Origin of the sequence: Streptomyces sp. NPDC048560 (assembly GCF_040650955.1) — a bacterium.
Classification (GTDB): Bacteria; Actinomycetota; Actinomycetes; order Streptomycetales; family Streptomycetaceae; genus Streptomyces.
This window is the reverse complement of sequence record NZ_JBEZIJ010000009.1, coordinates 24,731-50,393: the sequence shown is the minus strand read 5'-3', so window position 1 is coordinate 50,393 and position 25,663 is coordinate 24,731. Positions and strand designations below refer to the sequence as shown.

The 25,663-nt window shown below is 70.0% G+C and carries 24 protein-coding genes; 12 read left to right on the top strand and 12 right to left on the bottom strand.

The genetic code is table 11. The features are described 5' to 3' along the window. Positions 1-3: 3 nt before the first annotated feature. Together AB0C82_RS23490 and AB0C82_RS23485 are read right to left on the bottom strand one after the other, a co-directional pair. Entirely contained in the window at positions 4-699 is a 696-nt protein-coding gene (locus AB0C82_RS23490; RefSeq protein WP_362845318.1) for a type 1 glutamine amidotransferase domain-containing protein, read from the bottom strand. Positions 700-996: 297 nt separating this feature from the next. After that, positions 997-1,884, bottom strand: coding sequence for a LysR family transcriptional regulator (locus AB0C82_RS23485; RefSeq protein WP_362845316.1), 888 nt, complete (start codon positions 1,882-1,884; stop codon positions 997-999). 177 nt (positions 1,885-2,061) lie between these two features. Here AB0C82_RS23485 and AB0C82_RS23480 point away from each other — a divergent pair, with 177 nt between their 5' ends. After that, entirely contained in the window at positions 2,062-2,907 is an 846-nt protein-coding gene (locus AB0C82_RS23480) for an EamA family transporter (protein ID WP_362845314.1), read from the top strand. Between the two features lie 53 nt (positions 2,908-2,960). Here AB0C82_RS23480 and AB0C82_RS23475 read toward each other — a convergent pair whose 3' ends face one another. Then, positions 2,961-3,617: a DUF998 domain-containing protein gene (locus AB0C82_RS23475; protein ID WP_362845312.1), complete on the bottom strand. Its 657-nt coding sequence runs from the start codon at positions 3,615-3,617 to the stop codon at positions 2,961-2,963. Between the two features lie 141 nt (positions 3,618-3,758). Continuing rightward, positions 3,759-5,432 (bottom strand): HEAT repeat domain-containing protein, encoded by a 1,674-nt coding sequence (locus tag AB0C82_RS23470; RefSeq protein ID WP_362845310.1) that lies wholly within the window; start codon positions 5,430-5,432, stop codon positions 3,759-3,761. A gap of 164 nt (positions 5,433-5,596) precedes the next feature. Between AB0C82_RS23470 and AB0C82_RS23465 the strand changes: the two genes are divergently transcribed. Continuing rightward, positions 5,597-5,758 carry a carbohydrate-binding protein gene (locus AB0C82_RS23465; protein WP_362845308.1) on the top strand — a complete coding sequence of 54 codons (162 nt, stop codon included), beginning with the start codon at positions 5,597-5,599 and terminating at the stop codon, positions 5,756-5,758. A 144-nt stretch (positions 5,759-5,902) separates the two neighbouring features. Beyond that, the gene (locus tag AB0C82_RS23460; protein ID WP_362845306.1) at positions 5,903-6,943 is read left to right on the top strand and encodes a LacI family DNA-binding transcriptional regulator; all 1,041 of its coding nucleotides are present in this window, start codon (positions 5,903-5,905) and stop codon (positions 6,941-6,943) included. Positions 6,944-6,978: 35 nt separating this feature from the next. Here AB0C82_RS23460 and AB0C82_RS23455 read toward each other — a convergent pair whose 3' ends face one another. From AB0C82_RS23455 to AB0C82_RS23445, 3 genes are all read right to left on the bottom strand, one after another. Continuing rightward, entirely contained in the window at positions 6,979-9,756 is a 2,778-nt protein-coding gene (locus AB0C82_RS23455; RefSeq protein ID WP_362845939.1) for a glycosyl hydrolase, read from the bottom strand. Between the two features lie 194 nt (positions 9,757-9,950). After that, the gene (locus tag AB0C82_RS23450) at positions 9,951-10,202 is read right to left on the bottom strand and encodes a hypothetical protein (RefSeq protein WP_362845304.1); all 252 of its coding nucleotides are present in this window, start codon (positions 10,200-10,202) and stop codon (positions 9,951-9,953) included. Between the two features lie 4 nt (positions 10,203-10,206). Continuing rightward, positions 10,207-10,782 carry a hypothetical protein gene (locus AB0C82_RS23445; RefSeq protein ID WP_362845302.1) on the bottom strand — a complete coding sequence of 192 codons (576 nt, stop codon included), beginning with the start codon at positions 10,780-10,782 and terminating at the stop codon, positions 10,207-10,209. A gap of 85 nt (positions 10,783-10,867) precedes the next feature. On the opposite strand from AB0C82_RS23445, the gene AB0C82_RS23440 reads away from it, so the two are divergent. The 6 genes from AB0C82_RS23440 (at position 10,868) to AB0C82_RS23415 (ending at position 14,655) form a co-directional block, all read left to right on the top strand. Next, complete coding sequence (locus AB0C82_RS23440; protein WP_362845300.1) at positions 10,868-11,209, top strand: helix-turn-helix transcriptional regulator; 342 nt, start codon at positions 10,868-10,870, stop codon at positions 11,207-11,209. Continuing rightward, entirely contained in the window at positions 11,206-11,922 is a 717-nt protein-coding gene (locus tag AB0C82_RS23435; protein ID WP_362845298.1) for a permease prefix domain 1-containing protein, read from the top strand. The genes AB0C82_RS23440 and AB0C82_RS23435 overlap by 4 nt, the downstream gene beginning before the upstream one ends. Before the next feature lie 361 nt (positions 11,923-12,283). After that, positions 12,284-12,562 carry a Tn3 family transposase gene (locus tag AB0C82_RS23430; protein ID WP_362845296.1) on the top strand — a complete coding sequence of 93 codons (279 nt, stop codon included), beginning with the start codon at positions 12,284-12,286 and terminating at the stop codon, positions 12,560-12,562. A 102-nt stretch (positions 12,563-12,664) separates the two neighbouring features. Beyond that, complete coding sequence (locus tag AB0C82_RS23425; RefSeq protein WP_362845295.1) at positions 12,665-13,402, top strand: dienelactone hydrolase family protein; 738 nt, start codon at positions 12,665-12,667, stop codon at positions 13,400-13,402. A gap of 360 nt (positions 13,403-13,762) precedes the next feature. Continuing rightward, positions 13,763-14,152: a hypothetical protein gene (locus AB0C82_RS23420; protein WP_362845294.1), complete on the top strand. Its 390-nt coding sequence runs from the start codon at positions 13,763-13,765 to the stop codon at positions 14,150-14,152. Positions 14,153-14,247: 95 nt separating this feature from the next. Continuing rightward, positions 14,248-14,655, top strand: coding sequence for a contact-dependent growth inhibition system immunity protein (locus tag AB0C82_RS23415; protein ID WP_362845292.1), 408 nt, complete (start codon positions 14,248-14,250; stop codon positions 14,653-14,655). Positions 14,656-15,107: 452 nt separating this feature from the next. Here the strand turns inward: AB0C82_RS23415 and AB0C82_RS23410 are convergent, their stop codons facing one another. The 3 genes from AB0C82_RS23410 to AB0C82_RS23400 form a co-directional block, all read right to left on the bottom strand. Next, a complete protein-coding gene (locus tag AB0C82_RS23410; RefSeq protein ID WP_362845290.1) occupies positions 15,108-15,650 on the bottom strand; it encodes a hypothetical protein in 543 nt (180 codons plus the stop codon). A 163-nt stretch (positions 15,651-15,813) separates the two neighbouring features. Further along, positions 15,814-16,638 (bottom strand): aldo/keto reductase, encoded by an 825-nt coding sequence (locus tag AB0C82_RS23405; RefSeq protein ID WP_362845288.1) that lies wholly within the window; start codon positions 16,636-16,638, stop codon positions 15,814-15,816. 169 nt (positions 16,639-16,807) lie between these two features. After that, a complete protein-coding gene (locus tag AB0C82_RS23400) occupies positions 16,808-18,013 on the bottom strand; it encodes an MFS transporter (RefSeq protein WP_362845286.1) in 1,206 nt (401 codons plus the stop codon). Positions 18,014-18,419: 406 nt separating this feature from the next. Between AB0C82_RS23400 and AB0C82_RS23395 the strand changes: the two genes are divergently transcribed. The 3 genes from AB0C82_RS23395 to AB0C82_RS23385 all read left to right on the top strand — a co-directional run bounded on the left by AB0C82_RS23395 (position 18,420) and on the right by AB0C82_RS23385 (position 22,568). Next, positions 18,420-19,157, top strand: coding sequence for an HAD-IA family hydrolase (locus AB0C82_RS23395; RefSeq protein ID WP_362845284.1), 738 nt, complete (start codon positions 18,420-18,422; stop codon positions 19,155-19,157). Then, complete coding sequence (locus AB0C82_RS23390) at positions 19,150-21,582, top strand: glycosyl hydrolase family 65 protein (protein WP_362845282.1); 2,433 nt, start codon at positions 19,150-19,152, stop codon at positions 21,580-21,582. Before AB0C82_RS23395 ends, AB0C82_RS23390 begins: the two co-directional genes overlap by 8 nt. Positions 21,583-21,680: 98 nt before the next feature. Continuing rightward, the gene (locus AB0C82_RS23385) at positions 21,681-22,568 is read left to right on the top strand and encodes a hypothetical protein (RefSeq protein WP_362845937.1); all 888 of its coding nucleotides are present in this window, start codon (positions 21,681-21,683) and stop codon (positions 22,566-22,568) included. Positions 22,569-22,606: 38 nt separating this feature from the next. Here the strand turns inward: AB0C82_RS23385 and AB0C82_RS23380 are convergent, their stop codons facing one another. Both AB0C82_RS23380 and AB0C82_RS23375 read right to left on the bottom strand, forming a co-directional pair. After that, positions 22,607-23,374 (bottom strand): DUF6193 family natural product biosynthesis protein, encoded by a 768-nt coding sequence (locus AB0C82_RS23380; protein WP_362845280.1) that lies wholly within the window; start codon positions 23,372-23,374, stop codon positions 22,607-22,609. Between the two features lie 157 nt (positions 23,375-23,531). Next, a complete protein-coding gene (locus AB0C82_RS23375; RefSeq protein WP_362845278.1) occupies positions 23,532-25,604 on the bottom strand; it encodes a hypothetical protein in 2,073 nt (690 codons plus the stop codon). Between the last annotated feature and the right edge of the window lie 59 nt (positions 25,605-25,663).

The following is a 25,663-nucleotide window of genomic DNA, read 5'->3' as shown; positions in this document are numbered from 1 at the left end:
CGCTCAGGCCAGCTTCTTGAGGAGCTCCACAGCGAGCGGGGCCGAGGACGAGGGGTTCTGGCCGGTGACGAGGTTGCGGTCGACGATGACGTGCGGGGCCCACGGCTCACTGGTGCGGACGTCGAGTCCGGCTTCGAGGAGCCGCGTCTCCAGCAGCCACTTCGCCTTCCCGGCGAGGCCTGCCTGGGTTTCCTCGACGTTGGTGAACGCGGCCACCCGGTATCCGGCAAAGGCGTTCGTGCCGTCCGGCCGCGTCGCGGCGAGGATGGCGGCGGGGGCATGGCAGACGATGGCCAGCGGCTTGCCGGACTCAAGTGTGGCGATCAGCAGTGCGCCGGAGACGGGGTCGACGGCGAGGTCCTCCATGGGGCCGTGGCCGCCGGGGTAGAAGACGGCGTCGTAGTCGTCCGGGTTCACGTCCTGCAGCCGGACCGGGTTCTTGATCTCGCTGATCGAGTCGAGGGTGGCGGCGACCTTGTCGGCGCCCTCCTGGCCCCCGTTCACGTCGGCCGCCAGGCTGGCCTTGTCCACAGTGGGGACGACGCCACCGGGCGTGGCGACGACGATGTCGTGGCCCGCGGCCTTGAACGCCTCGTAGGGTGCGACGGCTTCCTCCGCCCAGAAACCGGTGGGGTGCTGTGTGCCGTCGGCCAGCGTCCAGTGGTCGACGCCGGTCATCACGAAGAGAATCTTGGACATGGGGTGACTCCGGGGATTGCGGGCCCGTTGGGGCCCGGGAGGATGGATCGGGCGCCTCGACCCGCCCGCGAGCTTTACGCTCCTCGGGCGGATCGTCGGTGAGGCGATGTCCTCGAACGTATACGCAGACCTCAACGGTTTTCCAATGGGGAATCGCATGTCCGGTATAGGAAGTCGAATGGCTCCGCGGGAATACGGGCCGGCCGGCTCCCGGGCCTGCCATGCCATGCCCGGACCGGCCATGCCCGTACTGAGCCGGGGCGCGCTGAGCCGTGCCCCCGCCTGTGCGTGTCGGGCTCACGCCCTGTCGTGCGCGGCCGGGATGTCGAGAACGGACAGGAAGGCGGCCGCCGCCGGCGTACGGCTGCCACGGCTCCAGACGACGTACTCGATGCGGGCCGGTGCGTCCGTGACCTCGATCGTGCGGACGCCGGTGAGCTGGGGCACGTAGGCGGAGGGAAGCATCGCTATACCCAGGTTCTGTCCGACCAGCCGGGCCATGAAGTCGGCGGTGGTCACTTCGAAGGCGACGTCGCGGCTGAGGCCGGCGGCTGAAAAGGCCTGGTCGGACTGGATGCGGCCCGCGGTGCCGGCCGGCAGGTCCACGAACGCCTCGGACGAGAGCCGGCCAAGAGTGACCGTGGCCTCTCCGGCGAGTGCGTGGTCCGGCGCGACAACGGCGACCAGTCGGTCACGGGCGAGTTCGTGGGCGCTGACACCCTGCGGTCGCGCGGTGGTCGGCAGCCCGAGGAAGGCCACCTCGATCACTCCTTCCCTGACGTGCTCGACCAGCTCATCGCTCGCGCCCACGCGGAGGCTGATGCGCACGTGCGGGTACCGCTCGCGGAAGTCGCGCAGCGCGCGTGGAATGTCGACCGCGGTGACGGTGGGTATCAGGCCCACGGCGAGCCGTCCCCGTACCTCACCGACAGCCGCCGCGACCTCGGCTGCCGCGCGCTCGGCGGCGTCCAGGCACTGACGGGCCGCGGGGAGGAATGCCGCACCTGCCGGTGTCAGCCGTACCCGGCGACTGGTGCGGTCGAAGAGCCTGGCGCCCAATTCCTTTTCCAGGCGGGCGATTTGGTGACTGAGGGCGGACTGGACGACGAGGCAACGTGTCGCGGCCCGGGTGAAGCTGTTCGTCTCGGCGACGGCGACGACGTAGCGCATCTGCTGAAGCTCCATCCATCCATCGTGGATCACGATGGATGAGGTGACAAACATGTGTTGGACTCATCGATCAGGCCCGGACGACACTGTGTGCGTGACAAGTCCCTTAACAAGCAAGGATATTGACGGTTCGCCGCGCAGCGCGGTTGGTGACGCCCCGTGAGGAACGGGCACCCTCTTCTCACTGCGGGTATGACGGCGCCGGCTCCGGCGATCTGGGGGAGCACCTATCTGGTGGCAACGGAATGGTTGCCCCCGGACCGTCCTCTGCTGGCCGCCACCGTCAGGTCGCTGCCCGCAGGACTGATTCTGCTGGCCTTCGCCCGCACGAGACCGACCGGAGTATGGGTGTGGCGTGTCCTGGTGCTCGGAACGCTCAACATCGGCGCCTTCCTCTTCCTGCTGTTCGTCGCGGCCTATCGGCTGCCTGGCGGGATCGCGGCGGTGATCATGACGGCGCAGCCGATGTTCGTACTGGTCCTGGCGGCGCTCTTCCTCCAGGAAGCAGTTCGACTGCTCCACGTGGTGGCGTGTGCCCTCGGTGCGGGCGGTGTCGGGCTGCTCGTGTTCAAGGGGGCAGTGGCGCTGGACGTCGTCGGTGTGGCGGCGGCGCTGGGCGGGGCCGCGTGCATGGCTACCGGCATCACGATGACCAAACGCTGGAGGCGCCCCGCCGGCGTGGGACTGCCCGCCTTCACCGGCTGGCAGCTCGTCGCGGGAGGGCTCGTGCTGCTGCCTTTCACCTTGTCCGTCGAGGGGCTGCCTACTGCCGTCACCGGCACCAACGTCCTCGGGTTCGCCTACCTCATCTCGCTCGGAGCCGTCATCAGCTATGCCATCTGGTTCCGGGGCATAGAGAGGCTGCCGGCGCTCGCGGTGTCCTTCCTCGCCCTGACAAGTCCCGTCGTCGCGGCGATCCTCGGATACGTGTTCCTGCAGGAGTCGTTGTCGCTGCCCCAGCTGCTCGGAATCCTGGTGATCGTCACCGCAGCGCTGCTCGCGCAACCCCGGCCGGCCGGACCTCGCAAGGGCGCCTGAACGGAACAGCTCGGGTTCGGATCGTGCCGGCTTCACGGATTCCCTGATGGAGGCTATGTCAGCCCGTCGTCGCGAGTGGGCTGCCGTAGGCAGGACAGGACCACGACGAGGGGCCACATGGACTGCGCGAACGTCAGCACCCGTTCCGCGGCCCCGGCGGTGTCGTGCACGAGCAGGGCCAGCAGGAACCAGGCACCGCCGAGCCACATCAGAGTGGTCGCCACCAGCGACGGTCCGCGCCGCAGAGCCCATGGCGTGCTCCCCGCAGGCGCCGGAGCCGAGGCGGGACGTCGGCCGGTGGCGAGGCTCCGCCCCAGGACTTCGCGGCGTACGGCGAGGACGGGCCATAACGCGAGAAGCGAGAATCCGACCACCACCACGGCACCGTGCTTCAGCGAGCCCCCGCTGCTCGGTGCCGGGAACACGGCCAGCAGCATGGCCGACACTCCGCCGCCGCACAGCGCCAGGCGCCCCGCCCCCGCCGCGGGGCGCAGCCCGCAGGCGGTGACCACATGGCAGACCCCCAGAGCGATCAGAGCGGACGTCATGATCCAGTACCCGTCGGCGCCGTTCGCCGCGAGGATGCTGATCGTCGTCGAGGCCGGGTCGTACGCGGGTCCGTGGAGCACCGCCGCGACCGACCAGCCGCAGACCAGCAGGATCGGAGCGCACATCGAGGAGAACAGGACCCACCGCGGGACAGATCGCATGGGACGACCGTAAGACGCCCGAAGATCACCTCGCCGATGTACACGCGGGTGGTCCGAAGACCACTCCATGGCAGGCAGACTGCCCGGCGCGCCCGCACCACCCGTGGACCCGCGTCGACGACTCCGCCGGACACGGGACGGCTACGGCAGTGTGAGTACCGTGTCGATCCGCTCGCGGATCTCCTCGTCCTCAAGGAACGCCCGGTAGTCGCCGTACTGGGACAAGCGGCGGTCCGCGCTCCGAAGCGTGGCCAGCGCTTCCCGTACCGGCTGGGTGATGTGCCCGAGACGTAGGAGCGAGGCCAGGGCTGCGTGGAACGTCCAGTACGGCTGCTGCTCGGTTTCGGCGGCGAACGCCTGCACGGTCGTCGCCGCCTCCTCCGCTTCCATCGGACCCGGCTCCCACGGCTGCGGGTACGGCTCCGTCTCCTCAGGGAGCGTCGGGTCCTCGCCCCACGCCTGGAGCACCTCCCTGAGCTCACGCACCAGCCAGCCCCGGCGCGCGACCTCGTCCCGCAGCGCCTCCCGTACAGCCGGCACGAGTCCCGCGGCGTGTGCACGCAGCGGCCGGAGTACGTCGACGACGTCAGGCCGGCGGGGGTCGCTGACGCAGTAGCCCCGGCCCTGCGTGTCCCGGTACGGCGCGACGAGCCGTTCGACCAGATCCGGGAGCGCGCGCGGATCCCCGATCCGGGTCAGTGCCCAGCGGGCGTGCTCGCCGACGGTGCCGTCGAAGATCTGGGACTCGCCCGGATCGTCCAGGAGGGCGGCCAGCCGGTCGGCGTACGGGGCGGCCAGGGGGCCGAGAACAGCCAGAAGGTGCACCGCCTTGTAGCGCACGTCGTCATCCCGGTCGGCCAGCAGCCCGGCGGCCGACCCCAGCAGAGCGGGGGCCGACGACGGCCGGAGGACCAGGAGTCTCCATGCCTCGTCCATCGCGCACCGACGCAGTTCCACGTCGTCGGTCCGGCTCCCGGCCCCGGCGAGCCCTGTCACGAAGGACGTCGCCGCAGACGTGTCGTTCACCAGGAGACCCATGACCCAGGATGCGACCTCGTCGCGGTGGTACGGATACTCGCAGTCCAGGGTGTACCAGACCTTCCCGAACTCCGGAGCGAGCACCGGGTCGGTGAGGAGTTCAAGCAGCATCGGCAAGGCATGCAGGGGTGCCTGCGGGTCCAGGCGCGCCGTAGCGATCACCGCCGCCACGCGCATCACCCGGTCAGCGCCGTGCCTGGCACCGTCCAGCACCGTGCGCACCGCTGCGGCCGTCGTGCCGGTGGGGTCGTCGGCGGCCGCGGCCGCGCCCAGCGCGAGCAGCACGGTCAGCCGCACCGAGCGGTCGGCCTCCACGTGCCACCGCTCCAACAAGGAATCGGTTCGGTCGGACACCAGCTGCAGCGCGGAGCGCCGCACATTCCGGTCCTCGTCCACGAGCAGGCTCCGCAGCCGGGGCCACTCCCGCCGCCAGGCCGTATCCCAGTCCCCGTCCGACGGGGTGGCACCGGTCTCGGCGCCCGCAGCACCGACGGCCAGTCCGGCGATCACGTCGATCAGGTCCGGTCGCGCGACCGTGTTCGGGGTGACAGCGAGGTCCACCAGGAACGGCAGAGCGGCCGTAGCCGTCCCGGAGGCCCGGTCGGCGCCCAGCAGCAGGTCCTGCAGATCAGCGAACGTCCGGTCCAGGACCTCCTGCCGGGTGCGGGCGTCCGCCCGCGCCATCCGGCGCAGCACCTTCGGAATGTCGGTGGCCGGCCGGTCCCGCCGTCCCGGCTCCAGCTCGTGCCAGTCGACCGTGTCCAGCCCTTCCAGCATGGTTCCCCCCACCCCACCGCCCACGGGCGCCTCCCGCGTTCCGGAGCATCCTTTCACCGTCAGGCCGAGACGGAGAGTGAGGCGGACGGCCGGGGGACAGCGCTGGACGTGGGAGGATTCCCGCAGGCCGACAGTGCGTCGGCCTGCGGAAAGGAAGTCCTCACATGGCAGCGGGATTCTCGGAGTGGAAAGTCAACCGGCAGTACGCGGCGAACGACCGGGTGACGTATCTGGGCAAGCAGTACCGCTGCTCGGTGACCCACAAGTCGAACTCCGCGTCCAACCCGAAGACGGCCGTCAAGGTGTGGCAGAAGCAGACCGACTGAGGCACCGCTCCACCGGCACGATCGCCTCCCGCCAGGTGGAATCACTCGCACCGCGCCGATCGGGCGGCGATACGCTGTAGCGGATCCGGCGTCGCCATGGCCGGCCCGTGCCGCCGCAGTCCCCAGCGCCGAGGAGCTTCCGCCTTGCCCAAGCAGTTCCCCGGGCCCCGCCCCACCCTGGAAGCCGTCGCAGCGCGTGCCGGTGTCTCACGGGCCACGGCGTCACGCGTCGTGAACGGGGGTGACGGGGTACGTCAACCGCTCGTCGACAAGGTCCGCCTGGCGGTGGACGAACTCGGATACATCCCGAATCCCGCCGCGCGCACGCTGGTCACCCGGCGCACCGGGGCGGTCGCCGTGGTCATAGCGGAGCCCGAGAACCGTATCTTCTCCGACCCCTTCTTCTCCCAGCAGCTGCGGGGGATCAGCAGAGAACTCGCTTCCCACGACACGCAGTTGGTCCTCCTGATCGTGGAGGGACCCGACGACTTCGACCGGGTCGCGCGGTATCTGGCGGGTGGCCACGTCGACGGGGCCCTGGCGTTCTCCCTGCACACCGACGACCCGCTGCCGGCGATCACGCGGCGGGCCGGGGTGCCCACGGTGTACGGCGGCAGGCCGAGCTGGAGCGCGGCACCGGACGATCGCGCGGTGCCGTACGTGGACGCCGACAACCGTGGCGGTGCGCGGGCGGCCGTTCAGCATCTGCGGGACCTCGGACGGGAACGGATCGCCCACATTGCCGGGCCGCCCGACCAGACCTCCGCCATCGACCGGCTCCATGGATACCAGGACATCCTGCTGGACGCGGACGCGACCCTCGTCGCCGAAGGTGCTTTCACGGTGGAGAGCGGGGCGCGGGCGATGCAGGAGCTGCTGGAGCGGCGGCCCGACCTCGACGCCGTGTTCGCCGCGAACGACCTGATGGCCTCGGGTGCTCTGAGGGTGCTCAGGGAGCACGGGATCCGGGTTCCCGAGCAGGTGGCGCTCGTCGGCTTCGATGACATGGACTCGGTGGCCGAGGCGACCGATCCGCCGCTGACCACCGTGCGGCAGGACATAGAGGGGCAGGGCCGGCTGATGGCACGGTTGCTGCTGCGCGGTCTGAACGGGGACCGTGAAGATGCCGAAAGCCCCGACTCCGTGATCACGCCCACCACACTGGTGCGGCGGGCCTCGGCCTGAGTGGCACGAGACCCGCCGCACGTGAGTGGGTCAGGTCAGACGTACGGGATCTTCAGGACCGCTCCGTCCGTCCCGGTCTGCACCTTGGACGTACCACTGTTCAGGGCGTTCCAGATCTCCAGCCGGACCGTTCCGCCGCGCAGGGCGCCCAGGCTCCCGGTCACCGACTTCGTGCCCACGGCCTGGGTGTACTCCTCCCACCCCGTGACCGGGTCGGTCGCGAAGTAGCGGAAGGTCTCGGCCCGGTCGAAGGTACCGTCTCCCGTCAGGTCGTAGCTGACTCTGACCTGCGGGGCGAGCCCGACCGTCGTCCCCGCGTCGACCCGGAGGCGGAACGTGGTGGACGTGCCCGTTGCGAGCGTCCCGTCGACGTTTTTGACCTCGTAGACCGTCGGCTTGTACGGCGTACCGTCGCGGTTGACGCCGTCGGCGGAGGCCACTGTGTCCGCCCCCGCGGCGCCGTCCGTCGCGGTGGTGAGGACGCCGCCGGACTTCAGCCGGAAGGTGTTGCCGGTGGACGGGTCGGGATCCGGGTCCGGGTCCCCGCCGCCCGTACCCGTACCGGTGGCCGTGGAGCGTGCCGGGACGGAGAGGGTCGCACCGTCGGAGAAGGTGACGGTACGGGCCGTGGAGCCGTGGTTGTGGGCCGTGTAGGTGCGAACGCCGTTCTTCGCGAAGACGGCGGAGGTCGGGGTGTTCCCGCTGACGGTCATGTCGGGAGCACCCAGGGTGTCCAGCGTCGCGACCCAGTGGTAGGTGTGTGCCTTGGACTCACCCTGTTCCGGTGAGTAACCGGCGTTGCCCGCATCCCACTTGGACTTCGCGGCAGCCGGATCCGCCAGCGACTCGAACTCCCACAGCAGGTCCCGCCACTCGACGGCGGGCCCGCCGTTCTCGCGCTCCATCTCGGCGATGTTGCGTTTGATGGCGGCCTTCTCGCGGGCCAGGTGCAGTGAACCACCGGTGACCGGGAGGACGTTGATGCCGTGGATCTCCTCCGGGTTGGCGGTCCACCAGGTGGAGTACGCGCCACCGCTGCCCCAGACCATCCCGACCGTGTCGTGCCCGAAGGAGCTCGGGAAGACCTGCTGGCTCGCGTCGAACCAGTACTGCGTGATCGCTTCCGACTCCGTGGTCAGGAGGTAGCTGCCGAGGTCGCGCAGCGCCGTGTCACCGGTCGCCGCACCCCAAAGGACGAGTCCCGCGCTGAGGTTGATGGATTCCGAGGAGGACTCCTGGTTGTTGCCCGCGGCGAATCCCTGGTGACCGGAGGCCCAGCTGTGGCCCGCGTAGACGTCGAATCCGCGCAGGAACGGGAACGCGGTGTCGGTGCGGCTGGGGTTGGCCGCGTCGCGCACGAGGGTCTTGACCATGGTGCCCCAGGCGGAGTCGGCTGCCCACGCCTGGTCGTACTGGGCGACGATCGCCGCCGCGTACACGTAGTAGCTGTAGTGGAAGTGGTGGTCGTTGAGCTCGGTGTCGCTGCCGTACGAGGCGGGGTAGCCGGTCAGCGTCTTCCAGTCCCGGTCGTAACTGAACTCGCTGGCGCCGCCCGCGGTGAACCACTCCTGAAGGCGCCCCTTCATCAGGCCGAGCAGCTTGTCCCGGATGCCGGGCTGGCCTATCTGGTCGGCGACGGGCACCAGTTGGGCGAGTCGGCCGAGCGCCTTGCCGGTCCAGTAGGTGTCACTGGCGCCGGAGAAGGGATCTGAGGCGTTGGCGACCTCGTTGAGATATCCGGTCAGCCGGGCCTTGTCGACGCCGCTCGACGCGGGGAGCGCGGGCATGACGCCGGAGTTCTTCTGGCTGGTCGTGAAGGAGGCGGACTCCCGCACCTTCATGGTGCCGCGCGGGGATACGTAGGTGTACGGGGTGAGCGCGTCGGCGGTGTGCAGCCACTGATGCCGGTAGAGGGCCTGGAGCGTGCCGCGCTCGGTGCCCTCCTTGGCTTCGGTGGTCAGGCTGTAGGTCGCCTTGACGGTGCCGCCGGTCGACTCCCAGCTCACCCGGGAGCCGGTGACGAAGCTGAAGGCGTACTTGCGGTACGTCGCGAGCGCGTCGGTGGACGGGAGTACGGCGAGCGAGAAGTAGTCCTTGCCGCCGAGCCCCGCGGTGATGGAGGTGCCGGAGACCGTCCAGTCGCTGCCCGTCGGGGCGAACAGGGCGTAGTGGTGACCGGCGACCGTGATGCCCAGGACGTTGCCGTTGTCGGCGAAGACGGCCGGTGTACCGGCGGTGGTGATCCGGGCGTCCCCGCCGGAGCCCTTGGCGTACACGAAGGGCATACCGTGCCCGATCGTCGTACGCAGGGTACGGGCGCCGTCCGACCAGTACGGGGTGACTGTCCAGTCCGACCAGTCGTCGGCCTTGGTGTCGGGGGAGTTGAGGCCGCTCAGGCCGACGGTGAGGTCGGCCTTGTGCGGGTATTCGTACTGGCGGCCGTCCCCGACGACGGCGGGATTCGTCGGGTAGCCCACCTCCAGTCCACCGGAAGTGGCCTGGTAGGTGAGCGGGTGGCCGTACATGGGGGTCGAGTACGGGTTGTCGCCGTACCGTTGGTAGGCGAGTGAGGTCCACCAGTCGTTGGTGGGGACCGGCTTGTCCCGCGCGGCGGCCGTGAGCTTGGGCGTGACGGGGGCGCCGGTGTTCGTGGTCGGGCCGGAGGTGCCCGCGGGACGGGAATCCGAGTAACTGCCGGCACCGGCCGGGATGGTGGCGGCTGCCGCCGGGGTCGCGGCAGAACCCAGACCGACAGTGGCCAGGGCGATGGCCAGTACCGTCGCTGCGGCAGGTCTGGAGAAGGAGGCTTGCATGAGCAGCACCTCGAAGTCGTGGGAGGAGGACGGAGGCGCCATTGAGAGCGCTCTCAGATGTCAAGGAACGTAAAACTCCTGAAACGTAGTGTCAATAGAGCGCACACCAGGGGCAGTTGCCGATTACGAAACGTTGCGATGCGTTCGAGTCTTGACGGTAGGCGGCTCAGGCAAGTCCCTTGAGGACTACTCCGTCAGGGCTCCTGGGTCCGAATCAGGCGCAGGGCGAGCAGTCCGCCGACTCCGGGGGTGAGGGTGCGCCACCGGGCGACCGACGAGAGGGTGGCGGGGAGCATCCACGTGGCCGCGATGGTGACCAGGTAGGCGGTGCCGTGCAGCGGGCCGAGGAGTTCGGAAACCGCCGGCGTACGGGTGCTGAACAGATTGCCCAGCAGGGCTACGAGTGGCAGGGCCTCGACGCCTGCCGCGAACCGCAGGATACGCACCCGGTCACGCGCCCGTGGTGGAGCCGGGGCGGACGATCATCAGGACGACGACGACCGCCCAGAGGACGTTGAACATGCCGGTGATCATGGTCAGGCGCATGGCGGCCGGGCGGGCCATGGCCTCCAGTCGTGCTTCAGGCATCAGCGGAGCCGGTCCCTCCTGTGCGGACGCCTCCTGGACCGCATCCTCCCGCGCGGGTGTGTCCTGGGCGGCGGCCGTCTCCCCTGCGGGCGTCTCCTCGTCCAGCGCCAGCAGGCGCTGCTGACCGGGCAGGATGACCGCCGCCAGGAGGGCTGCGGCGATCGCGGTCAGGGCGAGCGAGGCGATGAGCCAGGCGTCGGTGAGGACGCCGAGCTGGGCGCCGGTCGCGATGCCGAACACCGGGACGGCCAGCCCGGCGAGTGCGTAGCCGCGGCAGACGCGGTGCAGGAGGGCGGCGATCGCGGCGGCACGGCCGTCCCTTCCCCCGCTTCCCAGTGCCTGCACCGCGTAGCGCGGGAACATCGAGGCCGCCACGGTGATCGACCCGACGGCCAGGATCGCCGCGAGGACGTGTACGGACAGGAGCAGCTTGGTCACGGCGGAAGCCTCCGAGTCGGAACAGTAATACGTTGGCTGCCAATACATACACTGCCAACGCTTCTATTGGGTAGGCTGCCTACTCATGAAGGCTGATGCGGTGCGAGGGCACCTCGATGGACTGCTGCTGGCCGTGCTGGAATCGGGCCCGCTGCACGGTTACGCGATCATCGCCGCGGTCCAGGACCGCAGCGGGGGCGTACTCGAACTACGCACGGGCACGATCTACCCGGCTCTGAACCGGCTGGAGCGGATCGGCCTGCTGAGCAGCAGCTGGCAGTCCGCCGGTGAACGGCGCCGCCGCTGCTACGAACTCACCGCCGCCGGAAGGCACACGCTCGCGGGCGAGCGCACGGCGTGGAACGAGTTCACCACGGCCATCGGCTCCGTCCTGAACCCTGCCACCCCGCCCGGCCTGGCCACATGAACGCCCACGGCCGGAACGCCGACCCCATCGAGCGCCACATCGTCGCCCTGGCGGCCACCCTCCACGGGCCGGCCAAGGCCAAGGCCCGGATGATCGAGGAACTGCACGACGGCCTCACGGACACGGCCGAGGCCATCGCCGATGAAGACGTGCCCTACGCGCGCGCGGCCGAGCGAGCGGTGCGGGAGTTCGGGACGCTCGACGAACTCGTGCCGAGCTGCCAACGGGAACTGACCATCGCGCAGGCCAGGCACACCGCCCGTACTGTCGCTCTCACAACCCCCTTCCTGATCGCCTGCTGGCACCTCGCCCGCACCACCGACCACGAGGCGACCTGGCAACTCCCTTACGTGGCACAGGCGCTGGCGGTGCACCTCGCCGCTGTCGCGACCGTGGCCGCGTTGCTGTCCGCGGGGACCCTTGCCGCAACCGGAACACTCGCCCGCCGTCTCCCCACACCGCACCAGCTGCCGTTCCTCGTCGCTTGCGCGGGTACGGCCGCCGGCGTCGCCATGGCGGTCACGACACTGGCCCTGGCCACCGCTTCCGCGCTGGCCACCAACTGGACGTTGCTCGCGTTCGCCGGAACACTCGCAGCCGCCTCCCATGCGCCGATCGCCTCCTCGGCCCGAGCCTGCCGCCGGTGCGCCCGCCTGCCCCTCGCGCGCCATGCCGTCTCCCAGCCGGGCGGGGCGCCTGACGTCGGTCTATGACAAACGTCCGAAAGGACGCCGGACGACGGCCTGCGCCTGGAATTCCGGCCGGAGACCGGACCTACGGCCAGGGATGACTGGAGACCTGAGCTGCTTCCCGCACCCGTGAGCAGCGAGCGGCTGACGGAGCTGTGCTGGGAGATCGAGCGGATCGCCGATCTGCTCGACAGCCGCTCCGGGGATGCCGAGGGAGCGATCCGGGGTCCCTGTTCGACGCACTCGGCGCCACCCGGGACGAGCTCACGACCGCGATCGACAACGCAGACCAGCTGGCCGCCGATGTCCTGGACAACCTCTCCCCCTCACCGGGGTGACGGGGCGCACCGTCACAGGCGCGACCGCAAGTGTTCTACCTGCATAAATGCGGCCCTATCGTCCATTTGCCCCGGATGCGGTATGGGAGGCCGTCTACATCACAGAGGGCCCGCTGAAGAACACCTCCGAGGTGCGGCCGACCACGGTGCACGCGGATACGCAGGGCCAGAGCTTCCCTGTCTTTGCCGGTCCTCCCAGTGGATCGGGTTCGGAAATCGCGAAGTCATCGCCGACAACAACCCCATCGAGCCGCCGGTCTCGGCCAGGCCGCCTGAACCGTGAGGTGAACCAGCCGACGCCCTTCACGGGAGAGGGCCGGTGGTGACGGTTCCTGTGAGCCCTTGCCGTACTTCAGAGGGATAACCGCGCTCTGCCAGCGGCAGAACACCGGCCGGACCGGGCTCGACGATCACTAAAGTCCAGTCCCATGACGACGATTACGACGCGTACGGTCGAGTATCCGGCCGACGGGCTGACGATGATCGGACACCTCGCGCTCCCGGCCGGTGTCGGCCGCCGGCCCGCGGTGCTGCTCGGACCAGAGGGCATGGGACTCAGCGACGTCGAGCGCCGCCGGGCCGATGCTCTCGCCGAGCTGGGATACGTAGCGCTGGCCTTCGACCTTCACGGCGGGCGCTATTTGGGCGACCCCGAGGAGATGCTGGCCCGTTGCCTGCCGCTGCTCGCCGACCCCGACCGGTTGCGGGGCATCGGCCATGCGGCGCTCGACGTGTTGCGCACCGAACCGCGGACCGACCCCGAGCGGATCGCCGCCGTCGGCTACGGCACCGGGGGTGCCGTCGGGCTGGAACTGGGCCGCGGCGGCGTCAGCCTGCGCGCGATCGGGACAGTCAACGCCCTGACCACGGGCCGACCGGGTGAGGCGGCCCGCATTCGCTGCCCGGTGTGGGCCGGGGTCGGGTCGGAAGACCCGATCATGCCACCCGCGCAACGGAACGCGTTCACCGCTGAGATGCAGGCCGCGGGCGTCGACTGGCGCCTCGTGGTCTACGGCGGCGCCTTGCACGCCTTCCACCACCCGCCGGTCGGCCACCCCGTGGTCCCCGGCGTCGGCTACCACCCACGGCACGCGCAGCGAGCTTGGCGCGACGTCGTCGACCTGCTCGCAGAGTGCCTGCCCGTGACGGAGGATCTGGGGGCATGACCGAGGCAAACATGCTGGCGCCAGGCCTGGTCGGCGTCGGGCGGCGGAGCCCTTACCGTGATCACCGCGACCTGCGGCGGACCATTCGGGCCGCCGGAGTGCACATGAAATCCGAGCGGATCAGGGCTTCAAGCACATCGCGTATCTCGGTCACACTCCTTCCATGCCTCGGGGGAGCTCCACGACGCGACAGCGGAGGAGATCGTCGACGCGGCCCTCGGGTACCGGCCTATCGCACTCTGAGACCGACTTTGAGATTTCACCTCGGCTGAGTGCCTCAGTTGCCCGAGTGCGATCGAGTCGATCCGACCGGGCGTCCGCGTTGGCCTGCGGCGGCCGGCCCTCCCATAGGGTGAAGAGATGTTCAATCAGCTGGAGGTCAGGGTGTTGCCGCCGGGGTCCCGGTGGCCTGCCCAGGCGCAGTTGTGGATCGACGGCGAAGATGTGGTGGCAGAGGCGGTCGGCGACGGAGGCCGTGGCCCGGTCGCGGAAGAGGCTCTGGGCGCCAAGGGGCGCAGCCGGCTGTGGGCGACCGGAGAGCGGCGACGCGTGGTGTTGGGGGAGCCCGAGTGCACGGGCGGATGTTGCGGCTTCCTCTCGGTGTTCGTGCAGCGGCAGGGACGCGTTGTGGAGTGGTCCGACTGGCAGGTGCCCGGCAAAGAGGCGGGGCCCCCAATATTTCACTTCGACGCCGATCAGTACGACATCGAAGTGGCCCGAGCTTCGTCAGATTGGGCGTCCCAGCGATGATGTCGATCGGCTCTCACATGACCAACTGCTAAGCGCTGCAGTTGCTGAGCGGGCCAGCGAAGCGCGCAGTCACGCGCTTACGCGAGAATCGCCTGATGACTGTATCCATCGACCGTAAGCGGTCCCTCGAGGAGCTTGAACGTGATCGCTGGGGGGCGCCTCCACCCGACGCCACACGCCTCATGTCGACCGCGCACACCCTGCGGAGCCGACCGGTCGGGACTCTGACCGTCGAGGACCTGCGCCTGCTCATCGGGCAGGACATCGGGCTGCCGGTACTTCTCCCGCTCGCGGTGGAGGTGCTTCGTGACAACCCGCTCGCCGAAGGCGACATGTACGAGGGCGACCTGCTGCGCGCGGTCCTGACCAGGAGGTCAGCCGTCTGGAGTGTCTATCCGGATCTTGAAAGGCAGCTGACTTCCATTGTCGGCGGTCTGTCCGGCCTCTCGCAGGACCTGCAAAGCGAGGTCGAGCGGTTCGTGGGCGCCGCGTCGCATTCCTGACGCCGATCGGGTGCTTGTCGTCTACTGCGGGCTGTTCACCGAAGACGTTGTGGTCCTGGCCGGCTTGCTGGGCGTCCTCAGCTGAGCGGGACCATGATGTCGATCAGCGCCCACCGGATCATGGTCTGCCACTGTGCGGTTCGCGGCCAGGCGGTCGGGGCCGGCCTGGCCGCACTGGGAATCGCACTCTGCGCCGCTCCACTGTCCGGAAACTCGCCGGACGATTCTCGTACTCTGTCCAGACACTCGCCATGTGGGCCCTGTTGAGGCCACCCCGTCGTGGTCCCCACTGACCCGTAGATCGCCACGGTCCGTGCTCGGGCTCCGTCTGCCTCGCGGCCTGAGGAACACGGGGGGAGGAGCCGTGCCGTGAGTGGTGCGCCGTCTGTGTATCGCTTCCACGCCGTGGCCACCTCCTCCGCGAGTTGCCGAGCGGGCGGAGCCCACGCGCATCAGCCCTGAAGGTGGCCGGGCTCGGCGGATGTGCTTCGGGCCACCGAGTGACGACGGTGGTGCGCATCGGGTGGTCCGAAGGTCAGTTCGTTCTCGTCGAGGGAGTTGGCAACGGTCAGTCGGCTGTGAGAGAAACGGAAGCTGACGGCGACCGAGCCGGCCGCCACGTCGCTGCCGGTCCATTCGAGGAGCTCGACGTCCTGAAGGATGTGGCCCTGGAGGGCCGACAGCTCGGAGTGCGTGTCGTGGCGCCACCGCAGGTCGAAGCCGGGCCACAGAACCGGCTGGTGGGGGTCGACCGTGTTCCAGGTGACCGAGAGATCGTCGAACTTGTGGTGGTTGATCTCCACCTGCTCCCCGGCGAAGTCGAGCAGGACGGGGCAGTCGGAGAACCACTCGTCGTCCCGCACGTCCCACACCAGCCACACACGCGTCAACGGGCGGCCGATGAGCCCCCGAAGGCGCCGGCCGTGGCCTGCCGAGAGGTCGGAGTGACTGTTGAGCCACTGGGGCCGGTAGCCCTCGATTCCGAAGTCGAACACATCAGGATGGTGTCACCGGTTCGATGAGGGGGACCAGGCATTCGGTTCGCCCGGCACAGTGGGGGAGTGCGAGGGCGGGACTTATGACGGCGCGCGCCGTTTCCTGGCGGTCCGGGGCCCGGCCCGCCAGTGAACGGTCAGCGCCAGCAGCTGCGCATCTGTCCTAGTTGAGGGTGTCGGGGTCGGGGCCGGTGCGCATCCCGCTGTCGAGCGAGGCGACAGCCTCGATGTCGTCAGCGGTGAGTTCGAATCCGAAGACGTCGAGGTTCTGGTGGATGCGCTGCGGGGTGACGGACTTGGGGATGACCACGTTGCCGGTCTGCAGGTGCCAGCGCAGGACGACCTGCGCAGGGGTCACCTCGTGGCGGGCGGCGATCGACGTGATCGCCTCGTCCTTGAGAACTGCGCCCTGGGCCAGCGGGCTCCACGCCTCGGTGGCGATGCCGTGCCGGGCGTGGAAGGCGCGCAGCTCGCGCTGCTGCAAGCCGGGGTGCAGCTCCACCTGGTTGACGGCCGGCACGGTGCCGCTGTGGTCCAGGAGGCGCTGGAGGTGGGCCGGCTGGAAGTTGGATACGCCGATCGCGCGGGTACGACCGTCGGCGAGCAGCTTCTCCATGGCACGCCAGGTATCGGTGTACAGGTCGCGGGCCGGAGTGGGCCAGTGGATCAGGTACAGGTCGACATGGTCGAGGCCGAGCTTGTCCAGGGAGGCGTCGAAGGCCGCGAGGGTGCTGTCGTAGCCCTGGTCGGCGTTCCACAGCTTGGTGGTGACGAACAGTTCGCCCCGGCTGATCCCCGATTCGGCGAGGGCGCGGCCGACACCGCGCTCGTTGCCGTAGATCGCGGCGGTGTCGATGCTGCGGTACCCGGCCGTGAGTGCCGTGCTCACGGCGGCGGTGGTCTCCTCGTCGGGGATCTGGAAGACGCCGAATCCCAGGCGCGGCATCTCGACGCCGTTGTTGAGGGTGATGTGGGGGATGGAGGTCATGCTGTGTCTCCTTGCGTGTGATGTGCGCGGCGGCGGCAGTTATTCAGGTACGTGCGCCGGCGCCGTGGATCGGGTGTCAGAGAGCTGGGTACGGGCCACGTCGGAGCTGCGGGGGCAGGAGGCCGGGGGATGCGGTACGACGCCTTCCCCTCGATGTCCCCCTCATACCTCAGCGCGCCGCGACGGGCTGCTTGGTCGCAGCGGCCTCGCCGGTGGTGGGTGAGCGCCGGGCCGTCCGCCTCTCCAGCGAACTGGACAGGACGGCGAGCGCCAGGGCGGAGGCGGCCAGGAGGGCGCCGACCCAGTTGGGGGAGGTGTAGCCGAGCCCGCCGCTGATGACGACGCCGCCGAGCCACGCGGCCAGCGCGTTGCCGGCGTTGAAGGCGCCGATGTTGACGGCGGACGCCAGGGTGGGGGCGCCGTGGGCGTGGTCCAGGACCCGCTTCTGCAGCGGCGGTACGGTGGCGAAGCCCAGGGCGCCGATCAGGAAGACCGCGACCGCTGCGGCGGTCTTGTCGTGAGCGCCGACGGTGAACAGAGCCAGTACCAGGGCCAGGCCGCCCAGCGCCGTGTAGAGCATGGGCATCAGCGCACGGTCGGCGAACTTCCCGCCGAGCAGGTTTCCGGCAACCATGCCCAGACCGAAGAGCACCAGCAGCCAGGTCACCGAGGAGTCGGCGTAGCCGGTGACGTGCGTCATCATCGGGGCGATGTAGGTGATGGCGGCGAACACTCCGCCGAAGCCGAGAACGGTCATCGCCATGGCGAGCAGGACCTGTACGTCCCTGAAGGCGTTCAGCTCGTCGCGCAGCCGGACGCCCGTCGGCTTGGGCAGGTCGGGCACGAGCCTCGCGATTCCGGCCAGGCCGACCAGTCCCAGCGCCGCCACGAACAGGAACGTGATCCGCCAGCCGGCGGTCTGTCCCACGAAGGTTCCCAGGGGGACACCGACGACGTTCGCGACGGTCAGGCCGGTGAACATCGTCGCGATGGCGCCGGCCTTCTTCTCCGGGGCCACCAGTTCCGCGGCGACGACGGAACCGATGCCGAAGAAGGCTCCGTGAGCCAGGGAGGCGACCACGCGGCCGACCAGCATGATGCCGAACGTCGGAGCCGCGGCGGACAGCAGGTTGCCCACGACGAACAGGCCCATCAGCACCATCAGCATCCGCTTGCGGGTGATTCTGGTGCCGATAACGGTCATGAGCGGAGCACCGAACATGACGCCGAGGGCGTAGCCGGTGACGAGGTACCCGGCGGTGGGGACGGAGACTCCGAAGTCGCCGGCGACCTCGGGCAGCAGTCCCATGATCACGAACTCGGTGGTCCCGATGCCGAAGGCCCCGATGGCAAGGGCCAGAAGTGCGAGGGGCATGACGCCAATCCTTTAGACGCGGAAGCTCTTTACAAGCGTCGACAATAGTTGTGTGCGCGGGCTATTGCAAACGAGCTGTACTGGCGTACGCATCAATAGGGCGGGCGCCGTCTGCGGGCGTGGACTCGGGCTTCGTCACCCTGTCCGAGGCGCACCGGGGTGCCTCCGGCCGGGGAGACCCGCCGCCGAGCGCCGCGGGCCTCCCGCGCAGGCCCGCGAAGTGTGGGCACTATGGGAGGTGGGGCACCCAGCAGTACGCGCGTGTTCCGGCAGCTACCGCCTGGAGGCTGGACATGACCGCAGGCCGCAGTGGAGAGTCCCGGCACCGGCACGGCCGCCGGTGAGCGCCGGACGACACGCAGAAGCGGGGCAGACGCCCCCGGGCCGTCTTCGGCAGGCGGCGGGGGTGGTCTTCGACACCGACGGGGTGATCATCGACTCGGCGCGCCTGCACGCCGCCGCATGGAAGACCGCCTTCGACGCGTGCCTGAAGGCCAACCCGCCGGACGATCTGTCCGCGCGGCGCCCCTTCGACAGGGACGACTACCTGCGGTACGTCGACGGCAAGGCGCGCATGGACGGTGCCACGGCCTTTCTCGCCTCCCGAGGGCTCACCCTGCCTCCCGGCACCATCGCGGACCCGCCCGGGACGGACACGGTGGGAGCGGTGGCGGCCCGCAAGGAGCAGCTCTTCACCGAGCGGATCAGGACGCGCGACGTCGAGGCGTACCCCGGGACGCTCCTCCTGCTGCGACACCTTCGCGGTGAGGGGGTGGCCATGGCTGCCGTGTCCGCGTCCAGGCACGCCCGGGAGCTCCTGGACCGTTCCGGGGTGCTCCCGTACTTCGCCGCCGTCATCGACGGAGCCGAGGCGGCCCGCCTCGGGCTGCCGGGCAAACCTGCCCCCGATCTCTTCCTCGCCGCAGCCGGACGGCTGGCTCTGCCGGCCGCACGTACGGCGGTGATCGAGGACGCGCTGGCAGGTGTGGAGGCGGGCCGGCGCGGCGGATTCCACCTGGTCGTAGGAGTGGACCGGAACGCCGCTCCGGACACGCGCGCCGCACTGCTCGGCAGGGGCGCGGACGTCGTCGTCGACGACCTTTCCGAACTGCTCACCGACTCCACCGAGGACGATGATGGCTGAGCACCTTCCCGAAGCGGACCACTCCTGGGAATACGTGGGGTACGAGCCCGCCCGGGAGAGGCTGCGCGAGGCGCTGTGCACCCTGGGCAACGGCTACATGGCGACCAGGGGCGCGGCGCCCGAGTGCGCCGCCGACACGGTGCACTACCCGGGCACGTACGCCGCCGGCTGCTACAACCGGCTCACCTCGACCGTGGCCGGGCGCCAGGTCGAGAACGAGGACATGGTCAACCTCCCCAACTGGCTGCCGCTGCGCTTCAGGATGTACAGCCCGGAGGGCGACACGCCCTGGCTGACGCCCGACAGTGAGGCGCTGCGCGAGCACCGGCAGCGTCTCGACCTGCGAACCGGAGTTCTGGAGCGAACCCTCACGTACGAGACGGACGACGGCCGTGTCCTCGGGGTGCGCCAACTACGCCTCGTACACATGGCGGAGCCCCACCTCGCTGCGCTTCGGACGGAGTTCACCGCGCACGGCGGCTGGTCCGGTGAGATCGAGGTGGAAGCTGCCCTCGACGGCTCCGTGACCAACTCAGGCGTCGCCCGCTACCAGCAGCTCGACGGCCGGCATCTGGTCCATGTGAACACCGGCGCCGACTCGCCCGGCACCATGTGGCTGCGCTGCCGGACGAGTACGTCCGACATCCGGATCGGTCTGGCGGCCCGCACGACGGACGGAAGCGGAGCCCTCCACACCGGCACCGCACACGCCGACGAGCCCCTCAGAGCCGTCCAGCTCCTGCGCCTGCGTCCCCCTGCGGTCGGCGGCACGTGCGCGGTCGACAAGATCGTCGCCCTGTACACCTCGCACGACCCCGCCATCAGCGACCCCCTCCACGCGGCGATCGATGCCGTCGGGCGAGCGCCGGGGTTCGCGGACCTGCTGGAGTCGCACACGGCGGCCTGGAAACAGCTGTGGGAGAAGGCGGACCTCTACGTGCCGGGTGACGCAGGCGCGATCCTCCGGCTGCACCTCTTCCACGTCCTGCAGACACTGTCGCCGCACACCGCCGAACTGGACGTCGGTGTGCCCGCCCGAGGACTGCACGGCGAGGCGTACCGCGGGCACGTCTTCTGGGACGAGCTGTTCGTCCTGCCCTACCTCAACCTGCACCTGCCCGAGGTGTCACACGCGCTGCTGCTCTACCGTCACCGGCGACTTCCACGCGCCCTCGCCGCGGCGCACGACGCCGGACGGAGAGGCGCCATGTACCCGTGGCAGAGCGGCAGCGACGGCCGTGAGGAGACCCAGCAACTGCACCTCAACCCCCGGTCCGGGCACTGGCTCGCGGACCACTCGCACCTTCAGCACCATGTGGGGCTGGCCATCGCGTACAACGTGTGGAAGTACTGCGAGGCGAGCGGCGACATCGAGTTCCTGCACACCAAGGGCGCGGAGATGCTGACGCAGATCGCCCGCTTCTGGGCGGACTCGGCCACCTACGACGAAGACATGGGCCGCTACCGGATCCTGGGCGTGCTCGGGCCGGACGAGTACCACGACTCCTACCCCGGCTCGCCCGTGCCGGGGCTGGACGACAACGCCTACACGAACGTGTGCGCCGCCTGGGTCCTGTCCCGGGCGCTGCACGTGCTCGAAGAACTGCCGCCGCCCCGCCGCGCGGAACTCTGCGAGCGGACCGGTGTCGACGTCTCGGAACTGGCACTGTGGGAGGACGTGTCACGAAAACTGCGCGTGCCCTTCCACGACGGTGTCATCAGCCAGTTCGAGGGCTTCGGCGAGCTGGCGGAACTCGACTGGCAGGCGTATCGCACCCGGTACGGCAACATCCGCCGCCTCGACCGCATCCTGGAGGCCGAAGGCGACACGGTCAACCGCTACCAGGCGTCGAAGCAGGCCGATGTCCTCATGCTCGGCTACCTCTTCTCGCCCCCCGAGCTCGCCGGCATCTTCCACCGGCTGGGGTACGAGCTGGACGACGAGACCTGGCACCGCACCGTCGACTACTACCTGCACCGCACCAGCCACGGCTCGACGCTCAGCGGGCTGGTGCACGGCTGGGTACTGGCCCGTGTGCGGCGGGACGAGGCATGGACGTACGTCCAGGAGGCGCTCGAAGGCGATGTCGCCGACCTGCAGGGCGGGACGACCGAGGAGGGCATCCACCTGGGCGCGATGGCCGGCACGATCGACCTCGTGCAAAGAGGGCTCACGGGCCTGGAGGCCCGGGACGGAGCGCTGTGGCTGGATCCGGTTCCCTCGCCCCACTTCACCGAATACGGGTTCTCCCTGCGCTACCAAGGCCATTGGGGCGTACGGCTCCGCGTCCGTCCGCTGGGCCTGGAGATCAGCGTGCCGCCCTCCGACATGCCCCCCATCGAGATCCGGCTGCGCGACCGTGCCGTGTCGGTGGCGCCTGGCCGCTCGGCCGTACTGAAGCTGCCGGACCCGTGGAGCGGATGAGGCGCGCGGAGACGGGGCCAGGCGACCGGCCTGATCCCCGCGTCTGAAACGATGGCTCGGTCACGTACCTTCGCCCGCGAGGTGGTCGTTTGAGAAAGGTGGCGCTGCGTCCCTACGCGACTCTGCCTCGGCAGTACGACGAGCGGAACGTACTGGCCACCACGGTGGACGGGTGGGGCAGGGCCCTGTGGCTGATCTGCCCCGAGGCTGAGCCGGTGTCGCGTCCGTACGCGAAACCGCGGCCCCATCCCCCTGGATACCCGTACGACGCGCTTCTGGTCACCGGCGCCGCGGGAGTCGTACGGGAGCGTGTTCTGCACAACCTGACGTTGCTGCCCGGTCACGTGGACACTCTGCCCAACGGGCGGCTCATCCTGCAGAGCCATGGTGCGGTGGGGGAGCGGAACGCGCAGATATTCGGCCGTGACGGCCGACTGCGACACACCTTCGTCATGGGGAGCGCGCTCGAGTTCATGATGGCGGACCGGCGGAACAACCTGTGGAGCGCCTACTTCGACGAGGGGGTCTACGTCGATCCCGTCAGCTTCGCCGGCCTGGTCCGCTGGGACAGCGGTGGCAACCGGTTGTGGGGCTACTCGGCACCGCCGGGCATCGAGTACATCGACACGGTCTATGCCTTCAACGTCACGGACAAGGCCGCCTGGGCGGCCTACTATCCCACCTTCCCCCTCCTCGAAGTGCACGACGACGGCAGCGTCCGTGTGCGCAGGAGCCCCGTGGCCGGCCCCGTGGGCCTCGCTGTCCACGGTGACCGGGTGCTCATGCTGGGGGGAGGCGCTCCGGACCGCAGAGGCCGGCTCCACTACTGCCGCATGACCGACGAGGAGGTCGTGGTGTTCGAGGAAGCGGAAGCCACGATGCCCAACGGCGCCCCGCTCAGGCGGTACGCACGCCCCGTCGGACGGGGACGGCACATCTATCTGCGGGGCCCGTCGACCAGGCAGTGGTACGTGCTGGGCATGTAGGCCGGACTCTCATATCCCTGGAGCCCGCGTCCGGCCTGTCAGGAGGCGGCCTCCGGGCTGCTTGTGCCCGGTCCCTGACGTTGTGGGACGGCGTCGTCGGGGAGGCCGTCGAGGATGGCCGCGACGGCCTGGGCCGCACCGTCCACTTCCAGCAGCCGGCCTCCCACGAACACCCGGTAGCGCCCGTTCCCGATCGGCATGGCCCGCGGCAGGTCGTGGCAGATCGGCGGCGCGGCACGGCGACTGAAGGTGAGCCAGTACATGCTCCGGCCGGGCGACAGGGCACGAAGCCGCTCCTGCGCGAAGGCGCTCTCGACGAGTTCGTGCAGCGCCGAGCCCGGCGTGCGTGCGGCGCTCTCGCGCAGCCGGCGCCACCTCACCGGCACAGCCTCGCCCCGCTCATGCGCCTCGGCCAGCTCCCAGGTACGCAGATAGGGCCACTGCGCGACGAGTTCGCGGACCCCGGGCCCCTGCAGCCAGGAGTGCAGAGCCCCGACAGCCTCGGACAGGTTCTGAGTGTCGCCGGAAGCCATGTGGACACCGCTGGTCCAGCAGTCGACGGAGAAGCTTCGCTCCGTGAGGCCCATGTGGACATGCGCCGAGCGGCCGTCGGCTTCCACGCGCGCGGCCTCATGGCGCCAGCCCGGCGAGGCCGTCAGCTCGACCGCCAGCCTGCGGCCCGAGCGATCGGCCTCGGCCTGCAGCGCGTTCTGGAGGGAACCCGCCTGGACTATCTCGGGATAGAGCGTCACGTACGCGCTCATGGGATCGTTCGGCGCCACGCCGCCGGGAAGCTGCTCGGACATGCCACCGAGTCTGCCAGGCGGCACCGGTGTACCGACGGGCCCCGGTGGTGCGGGTCCGTCCCGTCGGCTGCGTCCGTGCCCGGCGGGATCGTCAGTGGGGGAACAGCGGCGTGACGGCGGCCTCCGAGCTGCTGTTCCAGTCACGCGGACCATGGTGTCAAGGGGTGTGCCGGTCGATCCATGCCTGGGCCGCCGCGCGCTCGGCCTCCGTCGGTGGCGGGCGCAGTTGGTCCGGGTGGCGGAGCAGGTGGTGCTCGCGGGCCACGTGCAGACCGATCGCTCGTGCGTCGGGCGAGAGCCCGGGATGCTCGGCGACCTCCCGCGCCCGTTGCCACCAGCCCCGGCTGCGCAGGTCGGTGGCGTAGTGCCACAGGGGCTGCGCGGGGTCGGTGACGCCGATCAGCACACGCTGCAGGTCATGTGAGCGCAGCCCCGGAGAGCCGAGCAACCGGTCGGCGACGAGGAGCGGGGGCTCCTTGTCGAGCCGGGCGCGCAACAGCACCCACGCCATCAGCTGACCGACGTCATGGGCACCCGAGACGACGTGGTCCCACAGCTCGGTGGCTCCGGCCTCGTCGGGGGCGCCGAGATGGGTGAGCAACCGTAGTTCGTTCTTCCAGACCGGCCGCGGCTTGGCCCACCAGGACAGCAGTTCGTCAGCTGCCGGATGGCCCGTCTCCATGGCGAGGCAGGTGAGTGTGACGAGCGGATGGCGCCACTCGGTGTACGTGGTCCGGTACTTCTTCGTGAGCTCTTTCTTCCAGCGGGGCAGCAGCGCTTCGACCTCGGATTCCGTGGCCACGCCGTGCGAGTGGAGAAGCTCCAGACAGAAGCCCATCCCCTGCATACCGGTCGCCGGATCCGCCACACGGTCTCTGAGCCAGCGCACGTCGGCGTCGGTGAGAGCCCGGTACCGGTGCCAGATGTCACCCAACGCACCCTCGTACGAGGTGAGATCGGGCCCGGTCCCGGCCAGCAGATCGTCCCGAGCAGATTCGTAGCGGTCCGCGGCGGCCAGGGCGCCGGCCGTGTCCGTGCCGGTGAGCGCGGTGTAGCCGGGGCCGAGGCGGAGGGCCTCTTCCCGTACGTGCGCGACCCGGTCGCGCGCGGCTTCCGCGGCGAGGACGCGCAGCGCGCGCGGCAGCCGTTCGTCGGTGCTGAACCGGACCTCCGAGAGGGCGGCGAAGGACCGGCCCGTCCGGTGGTCGGCTCCCGACGCGTCTCGCCAGTCGGCCGTTACGGCCCCGGTCAGCGCGGTGTACAGGGCGCGCAGCGATGTCTCCGGGGCGTCGTGCGCGGTCAGCTCCTGCGCGAGAGCGGCTGCGGCCCGAACGGCGTCGGGCTCGCGGAGCGACCGGTGCAACGCCAGCCAGCCGGCGATCGCGGCACGGTCGCCGGCGAGCGCGTACGCGCGCACGACCTCCAGGCCCCTCTCGGACGGGACTTCGCGGAGTACGCCGGATGCCCCGGCGCCGAGGGTGGCGACGACATCCCAGGCCTCGCCGTGATGGTGGCGCAGCAGGGCGTGGAGCAGGACCTTCCAGGTGCTCCACTCGGCGAGGCGTCCTTCGTACTCCTCCCGCCAGGACCTCAGCAGGCGTACCGTCTCGTCGGACGTGAGCGCGTCCCGCCGCTCCAGGGCGGTCGCGAACCTGGCTGCGCCGGACAGGTCCGCGGAGCCGCGCAGGCGCTCATGGAGCCATGCCTCCTCGGCCGCTGTCAGCGGCCGGTAGCTGAGGACGTGACCGCTGCGGTCGACCGGTTCGTCGAGCCCGTCGAGGAACTGGCGTACGCCGGAGGGGTCCTGCGGGTCGGGCATCCCCGTGCCGTCCCGGTGCGTGATCCGGTCCAGCCGGAAGGCGCCCCGCGATCCGCCGTCCACCACCCGGAAACCGGCCGGTCCTTCGCCGAGTCCACCGGCGACGACCGCGTGGTCGCCGCCCCAATGCAGCATCAGTTCGTGCACAAGTGCACCGGACCGGTCGAAGGCCCGCTGGTGGGACTGCCAGTGCCAGTACGCGAAGGACGTGGTGTCGTCGAGCCCTCGCGTCGCGAAGATCTCTGCGGCGTCCTCGTGCCCGTCGGACTGCGTGTATCGGCTCCGGTTCGGCGGCGGAAGCACCGTGAACCCGCTGCGCCCCAGCCCTCTCCACCAGGCTTTGACGTGGGTGAGGTCCGAACGTTCCCGGGTCGAGCTGCGGCCGGGCAAGGTGGTGTCCGGGCTGTTCACGTGCCGCTCCCTGGGCTGTCCGGGGTCTCTCGGGCGGACCCCCGTCCGCGCCCCAACCC

Excerpts from the sequence above, each read along its gene's own strand:
- AB0C82_RS23480 (WP_362845314.1), top strand. The coding sequence starts at position 2,062 with ATGACGGCGCCGGCTCCGGCGATCTGGGGGAGCACCTATCTGGTGGCA.
- AB0C82_RS23400 (WP_362845286.1), bottom strand. The coding sequence starts at position 18,013 with ATGCCCCTCGCACTTCTGGCCCTTGCCATCGGGGCCTTCGGCATCGGG.
- AB0C82_RS23485 (WP_362845316.1), bottom strand. The coding sequence starts at position 1,884 with ATGGAGCTTCAGCAGATGCGCTACGTCGTCGCCGTCGCCGAGACGAAC.
- AB0C82_RS23430 (WP_362845296.1), top strand. The coding sequence starts at position 12,284 with ATGCGGCCCTATCGTCCATTTGCCCCGGATGCGGTATGGGAGGCCGTC.
- AB0C82_RS23455 (WP_362845939.1), bottom strand. The coding sequence starts at position 9,756 with ATGCAAGCCTCCTTCTCCAGACCTGCCGCAGCGACGGTACTGGCCATC.
- AB0C82_RS23490 (WP_362845318.1), bottom strand. The coding sequence starts at position 699 with ATGTCCAAGATTCTCTTCGTGATGACCGGCGTCGACCACTGGACGCTG.
- AB0C82_RS23380 (WP_362845280.1), bottom strand. The coding sequence starts at position 23,374 with ATGTCCGAGCAGCTTCCCGGCGGCGTGGCGCCGAACGATCCCATGAGC.
- AB0C82_RS23470 (WP_362845310.1), bottom strand. The coding sequence starts at position 5,432 with ATGCTGGAAGGGCTGGACACGGTCGACTGGCACGAGCTGGAGCCGGGA.
- AB0C82_RS23465 (WP_362845308.1), top strand. The coding sequence starts at position 5,597 with ATGGCAGCGGGATTCTCGGAGTGGAAAGTCAACCGGCAGTACGCGGCG.
- AB0C82_RS23425 (WP_362845295.1), top strand. The coding sequence starts at position 12,665 with ATGACGACGATTACGACGCGTACGGTCGAGTATCCGGCCGACGGGCTG.
- AB0C82_RS23435 (WP_362845298.1), top strand. The coding sequence starts at position 11,206 with ATGAACGCCCACGGCCGGAACGCCGACCCCATCGAGCGCCACATCGTC.
- AB0C82_RS23390 (WP_362845282.1), top strand. The coding sequence starts at position 19,150 with ATGGCTGAGCACCTTCCCGAAGCGGACCACTCCTGGGAATACGTGGGG.
- AB0C82_RS23475 (WP_362845312.1), bottom strand. The coding sequence starts at position 3,617 with ATGCGATCTGTCCCGCGGTGGGTCCTGTTCTCCTCGATGTGCGCTCCG.
- AB0C82_RS23415 (WP_362845292.1), top strand. The coding sequence starts at position 14,248 with ATGACTGTATCCATCGACCGTAAGCGGTCCCTCGAGGAGCTTGAACGT.
- AB0C82_RS23440 (WP_362845300.1), top strand. The coding sequence starts at position 10,868 with ATGAAGGCTGATGCGGTGCGAGGGCACCTCGATGGACTGCTGCTGGCC.
- AB0C82_RS23405 (WP_362845288.1), bottom strand. The coding sequence starts at position 16,638 with ATGACCTCCATCCCCCACATCACCCTCAACAACGGCGTCGAGATGCCG.
- AB0C82_RS23420 (WP_362845294.1), top strand. The coding sequence starts at position 13,763 with ATGTTCAATCAGCTGGAGGTCAGGGTGTTGCCGCCGGGGTCCCGGTGG.